Origin of the sequence: Actinophytocola sp. (assembly GCF_035712165.1) — a bacterium.
Classification (GTDB): Bacteria; Actinomycetota; Actinomycetes; order Mycobacteriales; family Pseudonocardiaceae; genus DASYTH01.
Genome location: NZ_DASTBH010000027.1, coordinates 1 through 8500, shown reverse-complemented (window position 1 = coordinate 8500; position 8500 = coordinate 1). Strand labels below are relative to the sequence as shown.

Sequence of the window (8500 nt, the reverse complement as noted above, 5' to 3'; positions counted from 1 at the left end):
TCAGCGACATGCGCGGGCAGGACTTCCGCACCGGCCGGTCGCTGAACCTGCCGCCGCGATACCTGATGCTGCACCGGGTGCTCGGCGGTTGTACCGGCATCCTCTGCCAGCTCGACGCCGAGCTTCCGGTCCGGGAGCTGATCGTGCGCTGGCAGCCGGGGTTCGCCGAGTAGTCCACAGCCCGCAAGTTGTCCACAGGCCGGCGCCGGCCGACTTTCGCACCCGCCGTGCTCCCCCGAGGATTCGGGGCATGCCAAGCCTGACCATGAACCTTGCGGAACTGCGGCGGGTCGTTCCGGACGGCGTGATCCGCGGCGCCGAACTGCGCGCGGCCGGAGTTTCCAGCTATGCGGTGTCGATGCGCTGCCGCCCGTCCGGCCCGTGGCGGCGCCTGCTGCCCGGCGTCGTGCTGATGGGCACCGGCCCGCCCAACCCGCGCCAGCGGCTGCGCGCCGCGGTCGCCTACGCCGGCCCCGGCGCCGTGCTCAGCGGCGCGGAAGCGTTGCGTTGTCACGGAATCGAGGTGCCGGCCGGCGGCGATCTGCTCATCCTGCTGCCCGCCCGGCGGCGCACCGCCAGCCGCGACTACCTGACCGTCGAACGCACCACGCGGCCACCCGAACCCGTGTGGTGCGACGCCCTTCCGCTCGCTCCGGTGGCGCGGGCTGCGGTCGACGCGGCCCGGCGCGAGCGCGATCGCGGCCGGCTGCACGCGTTGCTGTCCGCGCCACTGCGGGCCGGGGTGTGCACGGTTGCCGAACTGCATGCCGAGCTCGCGGCCGGTAGCCGGTGGGGCAGCGCGGCGCCGCGCGCGGTGCTCGCCGAACTGGCCGGGTTACCGCGCGCCGAGGGCTCACCAGTACTCGTCGGGGAGCTTCCCTTCGATGTCCCGGACGTGGATCCGGGCGCACGCCGGACACAGCCAGACCCGGCCCCGGGTGCCGCGCTCCGCGGCCCAGGCGAGCGCCTCGACCGGCGGGTCCCCGGCCTGGGATCGACCGCATCGGGCACAACGCACGTCGGGCGCATCAACCACGAGACGTGACGCTACGCCGTACTTGTTGGTAGATACAGCGGCGTCGACGCGCCTTAACCGGAAATTTTCCGCCCAAGATGGACGGTCGACGCACCCAGGATGAAAACGTCGTCCCGGGCGCCGACGTAGGCCGGATCGATCGGGTCGAGCAGCCGGGCGACGGCGACCTGATCGGCCGCACTGAGCCGTTCGGCGGTCATGGCCGCGGTCCAGGACAGCCAGTCCACGACCGACTGCTGAACCAGTTCCGTGGCCGGCGGGGGCAGATCCACGAGATAGCTGAACGACGTCACCTCGGCCAGACCGGCATCGGTCAGCGCCCGGTTCCAGCCGACCGGCAGCCGGGTCACTCCCGCCATGCCGGCCCGCATGTCGGCGAACCACGCCACGTGCGCGGCGGAGATCCGCGCACCCAGGCCCGGTTCGCCGACGCCGAGATCCCACGGCAGGTAGCGGCCGGGCAACCCGCCCTCGGCCAGTGCCAGCCAGCCGCCCGGGCCGAGCACCCGGACCAGACCTTCGATTCCCTTCTGCTGATCGGGGAGGTGATGCACGACCCGGGACGCCCACACAAGATCGACCTCGGGCAGCAGTTCCGCCAGTTCGTCGCTGGCGGCGTCCACCCGCACGGAGCTCACCTCGACCTTGCCCTCGGCATCGCCGAGCACCTGCCCGACGTGCGCACCGGCCGCCTCGAGCAACTCCGGCACGGCGTCGACCAGCACCAGCCGGCCGCCACCCCGGGTCTGCAGTGCCGTGGCCAGCGCCGCGCTCATGCCACCGGCACCGGGCCCGATGTCCACCACCGTCGGTGCGTCCCCCACCAGTCCGACCAGCCGCTCGGCCACCGCGCCGTTCGCCTGCGCGTTCACCTCGTCGGCTCGCCGCATCGCGGCCAACCGGGCCGGCCAGTCGATCCCGTCATGCGTATGCGCCATGCCGCCGACCCTAGTCACGGGTCAGAGGTGGCGCAGGCCGTCCAGAACCCGTTGCATGAGTAGGAGATCCGGCGGGCGGTGACCGGACGAACCGTGCAGGACCACCGATCCGTCGTTGGCCATGTCGCCGACCAGGATCCGGGCCACGCCGAGCGGAATGGCCAGCAGGGCGGCGACCTCGGCGACCGAACGGGGGCGCACGCACAGGCCGGCGATCATCCGGTGCTCCCGGGAACGGTGCCGGGCATCGGGTCCGGCCGGGCCCGGGCTCGTGGTGATCAAGGTTTCCAGCGCGAGGGTTCGGTTCGGCTTGGTGCGGCCCCCGGTCCTGGCGTAGGGGCGGATGAGCACCTCGGACTCCAGCGGCAGACGCTCCGCGGGCGGCAGGGAGCGGCTCGGGGCTACCGGGGCGGGACGCGCAACCGCGGCGGCTTCGGGTTCCGGCGACTCACCGGGGTGGTCCCGCTTGCGGTGGCGTTGGGACAGCGGGCCGAAGCGGGCACCCGTCACCACGGGCTGCGCGGGAGAACCGCTGGGCTGCTCGGTCCGGGGCGTGCCGTGTCTGTCCGCTCCGGCGAACCGGGCCCCGGTCCGACCGACTTCCGTTGAGTTCGCGCCCATATCCGCACAACGCTAGCCGCGAACGGGACCACTTTTGGTGACCGCGACGTTACCGATCTGTTCCGCGCACATCACCCGCGAACGCGGCAGGGCGCCGGCCCCCTTCCGGGGTCGGCGCCCTGCCGGTCGATTACGTTTGTTTCGTCCGTTTTCAGATCAGGTCGGAGGCGCGTTGCGCGCGCCGGGAGGCCCAATCCGAGATCCTTTCCCATCGCCTGACCGCGCTCAGCTGGCGGACCAGACGCGCATGCTGCGCGACCCGTTCCGCCTCACGCCTTCGTTCGCGGGCCAGATCTTCGTAGATCAACATCGCCTTGGTTCCCTTCGGGATCGCGGTAAAGATCAGTTCGTCGATGTGGTCCGGCGCCGCGTGCGGCACCTTGTCCTGCGTCCTCGAATTCATGCGGCTGCCTCCTGGGCCCGCGCGGCACGCTCGGCGGCCTCGCGCGCGACGTCCTCCTTGCGCGGACGGCCTCGCGGCCGCTTGCGCGCGATGACGGCACCACGCTCGAAGATCTCGCCGCCCCAGACGCCCCAGGGCTCCTGCCGGGCCAGCGCGCCTGCGAGGCACTCGACCCGGACCGGGCAGTCCAGGCACATGACCTTCGCCCGCTCGAGGTCGGCCGGAGAGTCGGCGAACCACAGGTCAGGGTTGTCGCTCGACCGGCATGGAAGGTCCAGACCAGCGGACGGCGCGGCGTCCAGCAGGTCGCCAACTCCGGTCCAAGGTGGACCAAGCAGGTCCGGTGGTGCCCCGCCGGGAAGCGAGACGGTGGCGGTAGACATGGCGTCCTTATCCCTCTCTGTCTTGCGAATGCGGTTTGCTCGGATGGTCAAAAAACACGAAGGCCGCGGATCCGATTTCGGAGTCCGCGGCCTTCGTGAGCCTGGTTGCCTGACCTAGGTCAAGCCCTTCGCACGAATGACAATGCGGACAGTCGTCCCGGCACATCAGTGATGACGGTTTGCGTGCGCACAACATCGAGACCGGCTCGCCGGCCCCGCTGCTCGTGGGCAGCATTGGTCCACGCCTCTCCCCCGGCGATGAACGCGGCACAACCCCCGGACATGGGGTAGCCGAGGGTGCGCTTGTCCTGCAAGCTGTTCACGCTGGCCACCTCCTCATGCGGGGGGATCGAAACTGGTCTGGGCTGTTGTGCCCGGCTCCTGCAGGCTATTGCCCTTACTCGGACCCGTGCAACAGGTTTTTCGACAAGTTCTCCCTGAACGTTACGGGCTCCCCGACTGCTCACTACCCGTAGTTTGCCGAGCTACCAGCGCGAGCACCTCGGCGCCGAACCGGTCGAGCTTGGCCGCCCCGATGCCGGAGATCGACACCAGCCCCGCGGCGTCGGCCGGACGCTGCTCGGCGATCGCCGTGAGGGTGGCGTCGGTGAACACCACATAGGCCGGCACCTTCAGCGCGCGGGCGCGCTCGCCGCGCCAGTCCCGCAGCCGGTCGAGCAGTTCCTCGTCGAGATCGGCCGGGCAGTCCGCGCACCGGCCGAGCTTGATCGGCCCGGTCCCGGTGAGCGGCGCCCCGCACACCCGGCAGGCACTGCGCTGGGCCCGGCCCCGGTCGGGCACCCGGGCCGCCGGATGGTCGTCGGGCAGCAGGCCGTAGAGGAACCGGCTGCGGCGCCGGCGGCGTCGTGCGCCCTCGGTCCGGGCCAGCGCCCAGGACAGCGACAGGTGCTCCCGGGCCCGGGTCACCCCGACGTAGAGCAGCCGGCGTTCCTCCTCGATCGCCGCATCGTCGCCGTCGGCGTGCTGGATCGGCAGGGTGCCGTCGACCAGGCCGACGAGGAACACCGCGTCCCACTCGAGGCCCTTCGCCGAGTGCAGGGAGGCCAGCGTGACGCCCTCGACCGTGGGGGGATGCTGTGCCTCGGCGCGCAGTTCCAGCTCGACGACGAACTGGGCGAGGTCGGCGTCGGCGACCGCGCCAGCCAGTTCCTCGGCCAGCTCGACCAGGGCGAGCAGCGACTCCCAGCGCTCCCGGGCCGCGCCGCCGACCGGCGGGTCTGGAGTGAGCCCGATCGGGGCGAGCAGCTCCCGCACGACCTTCGGCAGCTCACCGGTCGGCGCCTCGGCAGCGGCCCGGCGCAGGGCGACCAGTGCGGTGCGCACCTCCTGCCTGGCGAAGAACCGTTCGCCGCCCCGGACCAGGTAGGGGATGTTCCTCGTGGCCAGGGCCTGCTCGTAGACCTCGGACTGGGCGTTGACCCGGTAGAGCACGGCGATCTCGCTCAGCGGCGTGCCGGACGCCACCAGCTCGGTGATCTGTTCGGCGACGGCGACGGCCTCGGCCGGTTCGTCCTCGTGCTCGGCGAACCGGGGCACCGGACCACTCGGGCGCTGACCGACCAGTCGCAGCCGGGAGCCGGCCGGCCGGTCCCGGGCGGCCGCGATGACCCGGTTCGCGGTCGCGACCACCTCCGGCGTCGAGCGGTAGTCGCGCTCGAGTCGCACGATCGTGGCATCCGGAAACCGGCGGGTGAAGTCGAGCAGCGGCCGGGCCGAGGCGCCGGCGAAGGAATAGATGGTCTGGTTGGGGTCGCCGACGACGGTCAGGTCGTCCCGCCGGCCGAGCCAGGCGTCCAGCACCCGCTGCTGGAGCGGGGTCAGGTCCTGGAACTCGTCCACCACGAAGCACCGGTAGCGGTCCCGGAACTCCTCGGCGACCGCCGAGTGCTCCTCCAGCACGGCGGCGGTGTGCAGCAGCAGGTCGTCGAAGTCGAGCGTGCGGGCCTTGGTCTTGAGCGACTCGTAGGCCGTGTAGACCCGGGCGACCTGCTCGGCCGGGGCCGGCGGCTCCCGGTTGGCGCGCTGCGCGGCGGCGACGTAGTCGTCCGGGACGATCAGCGACGCCTTGGCCCATTCGATCTCGGTGGCGAGGTCACGCAGCACGTCGACCTCGGTACCGGCCCCGACCCGGTGCGCGGCCTGGCCCACCAGCCGCAGCTTGGCCTCGATCAGGCGCCACGGCTCACCGCCGACCACCCGGGGCCAGAAGTAGCGCAGCTGGCGCAGCGCGGCGGCGTGGAAGGTGCGGGCCTGCACGGCGGGCACGGCCAGCGCCCGGAGCCGGGTGCGCAGCTCGCCAGCGGCCCGGGCGGTGAAGGTGACCGCGAGGACCTGACCGGGGCTCACCTGGCCGACGTGGATGAGGTGGGCGATGCGGTGCACGATGGTCCGGGTCTTGCCGGTGCCGGCGCCGGCGAGCACGCAGACCGGGCCGCGCGGTGCGCGCACCGCGGCCAGCTGCTCCGGGTCGAGTCCGGCCAGCAGCTCCCGTTCGCCTGTGGACCCCATAGCCGCATCCTGACAGACCCGGCCCCGCGATCCGGGGAACCACACACTGCCGTCCGAACGAATGTGCCATTCATACCGGGCGCACACGCCCCGTATCCTCATGGTCATGGCGAAGAAGCAGGACAGGTCCGCGGCCCGGGCAGCCAAGAAGGGCAAGAAGGAGGCCTCGCGGGCCAAGCGCAAGCAGCTGTTCCAAGCGTTCAACATGCAACGCAAGGAGGACAAGAAGCTCATCCCGCTGATGGGCGCGTCGATCCTGCTGGTCACCGCCGCCGTCTTCGCGATCGGCTGGCTGTTCGCGGCGCAGTGGCTGCTGCTGCCGGTCGGCATCGTGTTCGGCGTGCTCGTCGCCGTGATCATCTTCGGCCGCCGGGTCCAGCGCAACGTCTACACCAAGGCCGACGGCCAGCCCGGGGCCGCGGCCTGGGCGCTGGACAACATGCGCGGGCGCTGGCGCGTCACGCCGTCGGTCGCCGGCACCACCCAGCTCGACGCCGTGCACCGGGTGATCGGGCGGCCGGGCGTCGTGCTGGTCGGTGAAGGCGCCCCGCACCGGGTCAAGGGTCTGCTCGCCCAGGAGAAGAAGCGGGTGTCCCGGGTGGTCGGCGACACTCCCATCTACGACGTCATCGTCGGCAACGACGAGGACCAGGTACCGCTGCGCAGGCTGCAGTCGCACCTCATGAAGCTGCCCAACAACCTCAAGCCGGCGGAGATCGACGCGCTGGAGAAGCGGATGGCGGCACTGGCCGCCCGCGGCACCCAGCTGCCCAAGGGACCGCTGCCGCAGGGCGCCAAGATGCGCAACGTGCAACGCTCCATCCGGCGACGCTGACCAGCGGTTCCCGCCTGTCTGTCGGCACCCCGTGGCAGGGTGCCCGCAGACGTGAGGAGGACCATGATCGCGATGCCCGCACCCAGTCATGAGCCGACCGCGCCTGATCACCTGTTGACCGTCGCGGAGTACGCCGCGCTCGGGGAAACATCGCTGCGCCTGGTACTCGACGTGGATGTCGATCTGGAGCTGGATGATCCAGACAAACCGGGGTTCAGCCGCCGTCCGGACCTGATCATCGTCGAACGGGCGGAAGTCGACCGGGGTGGACCGGGAAGGCGGGCTGTTGCGCGCCTCCGCGGTACGGGTCGTCATCGAGCTCGTCTCGCGGGGATCGGGCCGCATCGACAAGATCCACAAGCGGGCGGAGTATGAGGAAGCCGGGATCCCGTGGTACTGGATCGTCGACCTCGTGGATCCGGTCTCGCTGGTGGTCTGCCGGCTCGGCGAGGAGGGCGGCTACCGGGACGCGGCCCGGGTGACCGGGACACTGACGGCGACCGAGCCGTTTCCGGTGACCGTGGACCTGGAGCGGCTGCGCTGATCCGAAACCGGGGTGCGCCATCGGCGCTGGTCTCCTAGGGTCCGGCCGGTGCACGACGCGAATGTGGTCGCCGCGCGGATCGCCGCGGCGCAGTTGTCCGGGCTTCGCCGCAAGCGGACGGTCGTCTCGGCCCCGCCGTTCATCGGTCTGCTGACGCCCGGCGGCCATCCGTACCTGTCCTACGCGGTCGGGGCGCGGCCGGGCACGGCCATCACCGACCTGGCCGACTCGCTGCCGGTTCTCCGGGACGCCTTCGCCCCGAACCCGATGCGGTTCGAGCTGATCGAGGAGGCCAACCCCGGTGCGGCCGACGTCCTGCGCGCCGCGGGGCTGCGGGAGACCGGCCGGTACCCACTGCTCACCCTGGACGTCGCCGACCTGGTCATGCCGCCGGCTCCGGACGGTGCGAGCGTGCAGGTGCTGACCACGCTGCAGGACGCCGGCGACGCGCAGGCGGTGGCGGCCGCGGCGTTCGACTCACCGATGCAGGACCCGCACCCGCCCGGCGAACCCGCGGACGGCGGCGGGGTGCTGGCCCGGCTGGACGGCCGCCCGGTAGCGGCGGCGTTCTGGACCCCGGTCGCCGACGGCGTGACCGAGATCGCCGGGGTGGCCACGCTGCCGGAGTACCGCACCCGCGGGTTGGGCGCGCTGGTCACGGCCGCCGCGGTGGCTTCGGCCGGCCGGCTCGCCGGTGCCACCCTGGCCTGGCTGACGCCGGGCAGCGACGGCGCGGACCGGATCTACCGGCGGGTGGGCTTCATGCCGACGGCGACCGCGGTGCACCTGACCGGCTGAGCACCGGCAGCACCGCGCGGACCGAGGTGCCGGTGCCGTCGCTGTGGTGGGAGAACTCGCCGGCGATCTCCCGGGCGCGCTGTGCCATGAACCGCATACCCATGCCGGCTCCGGCGGTGTCCGGCTGGACCCCGATCCCGTCGTCGCGGACCTCGACCACCAGGTGGCCCGAGCTCATCTCCAGGCTGATCCGCGCCCGGGTCGCGTTGGCGTGCCGGACCACGTTGGTCAGCGCCTCGGCCACGATCCGGTACGCGGCCACCTCGACGGTCTTGGACAGCTCCGACACGTCACCGGGCAGCACGGTCTCCACCCGCAGGGTCGGCCCGGACAGGAACACCGCCAGTTCGCGCAGCGCGCCGGCCAGGCCGAGCGTGTCGAGCTCGGGCGGGCGCAGGTCGTGCACGACCCGG

At 72.1% G+C, this 8500-nt stretch carries 11 protein-coding genes and 1 pseudogene; 5 read left to right on the top strand and 7 right to left on the bottom strand.

Translation table 11 applies throughout. The annotated features are described in order from the left end of the window. Positions 1–173: pseudogene (locus VFO68_RS01560) on the top strand (AarF/ABC1/UbiB kinase family protein); the annotation flags it as partial. 77 nt (positions 174–250) lie between these two features. Continuing rightward, positions 251–1045 carry a hypothetical protein gene (locus tag VFO68_RS01555; protein WP_325156298.1) on the top strand — a complete coding sequence of 265 codons (795 nt, stop codon included), beginning with the start codon at positions 251–253 and terminating at the stop codon, positions 1043–1045. Between the two features lie 44 nt (positions 1046–1089). On the opposite strand, the gene VFO68_RS01550 is transcribed toward VFO68_RS01555, so the two are convergent. From VFO68_RS01550 to VFO68_RS01525, 6 genes are all read right to left on the bottom strand, one after another. Then, the gene (locus tag VFO68_RS01550) at positions 1090–1974 is read right to left on the bottom strand and encodes a class I SAM-dependent methyltransferase (RefSeq protein WP_325156297.1); all 885 of its coding nucleotides are present in this window, start codon (positions 1972–1974) and stop codon (positions 1090–1092) included. 21 nt (positions 1975–1995) lie between these two features. Then, on the bottom strand, positions 1996–2484 hold the full coding sequence (locus tag VFO68_RS01545; protein ID WP_325156296.1) for a DUF742 domain-containing protein: 489 nt from the start codon (positions 2482–2484) through the stop codon (positions 1996–1998). A 262-nt stretch (positions 2485–2746) separates the two neighbouring features. Further along, on the bottom strand, positions 2747–2998 hold the full coding sequence (locus tag VFO68_RS01540) for a hypothetical protein (RefSeq protein WP_325156295.1): 252 nt from the start codon (positions 2996–2998) through the stop codon (positions 2747–2749). Further along, positions 2995–3381: a WhiB family transcriptional regulator gene (locus VFO68_RS01535; protein WP_325156294.1), complete on the bottom strand. Its 387-nt coding sequence runs from the start codon at positions 3379–3381 to the stop codon at positions 2995–2997. The genes VFO68_RS01540 and VFO68_RS01535 overlap by 4 nt, the downstream gene beginning before the upstream one ends. A 119-nt stretch (positions 3382–3500) precedes the next feature. Then, positions 3501–3704, bottom strand: coding sequence for a hypothetical protein (locus tag VFO68_RS01530; RefSeq protein ID WP_325156293.1), 204 nt, complete (start codon positions 3702–3704; stop codon positions 3501–3503). Between the two features lie 121 nt (positions 3705–3825). Beyond that, complete coding sequence (locus tag VFO68_RS01525) at positions 3826–5910, bottom strand: ATP-dependent DNA helicase UvrD2 (RefSeq protein WP_325156292.1); 2085 nt, start codon at positions 5908–5910, stop codon at positions 3826–3828. Between the two features lie 106 nt (positions 5911–6016). Here VFO68_RS01525 and VFO68_RS01520 point away from each other — a divergent pair, with 106 nt between their 5' ends. From VFO68_RS01520 to VFO68_RS01510, 3 genes are all read left to right on the top strand, one after another. Continuing rightward, positions 6017–6745, top strand: a complete 729-nt coding sequence (locus VFO68_RS01520; RefSeq protein WP_325156291.1) for a DUF4191 domain-containing protein — start codon at positions 6017–6019, stop codon at positions 6743–6745. Positions 6746–7010: 265 nt separating this feature from the next. Next, positions 7011–7289, top strand: coding sequence for a Uma2 family endonuclease (locus tag VFO68_RS01515; RefSeq protein ID WP_325156290.1), 279 nt, complete (start codon positions 7011–7013; stop codon positions 7287–7289). 48 nt (positions 7290–7337) lie between these two features. After that, a complete protein-coding gene (locus VFO68_RS01510; RefSeq protein ID WP_325156289.1) occupies positions 7338–8087 on the top strand; it encodes a GNAT family N-acetyltransferase in 750 nt (249 codons plus the stop codon). Here the strand turns inward: VFO68_RS01510 and VFO68_RS01505 are convergent. After that, a partial coding sequence (locus VFO68_RS01505) for a sensor histidine kinase (protein WP_325156288.1) occupies positions 8050–8500 on the bottom strand: 451 nt, incomplete at its 5' end. The genes VFO68_RS01510 and VFO68_RS01505 overlap by 38 nt on opposite strands.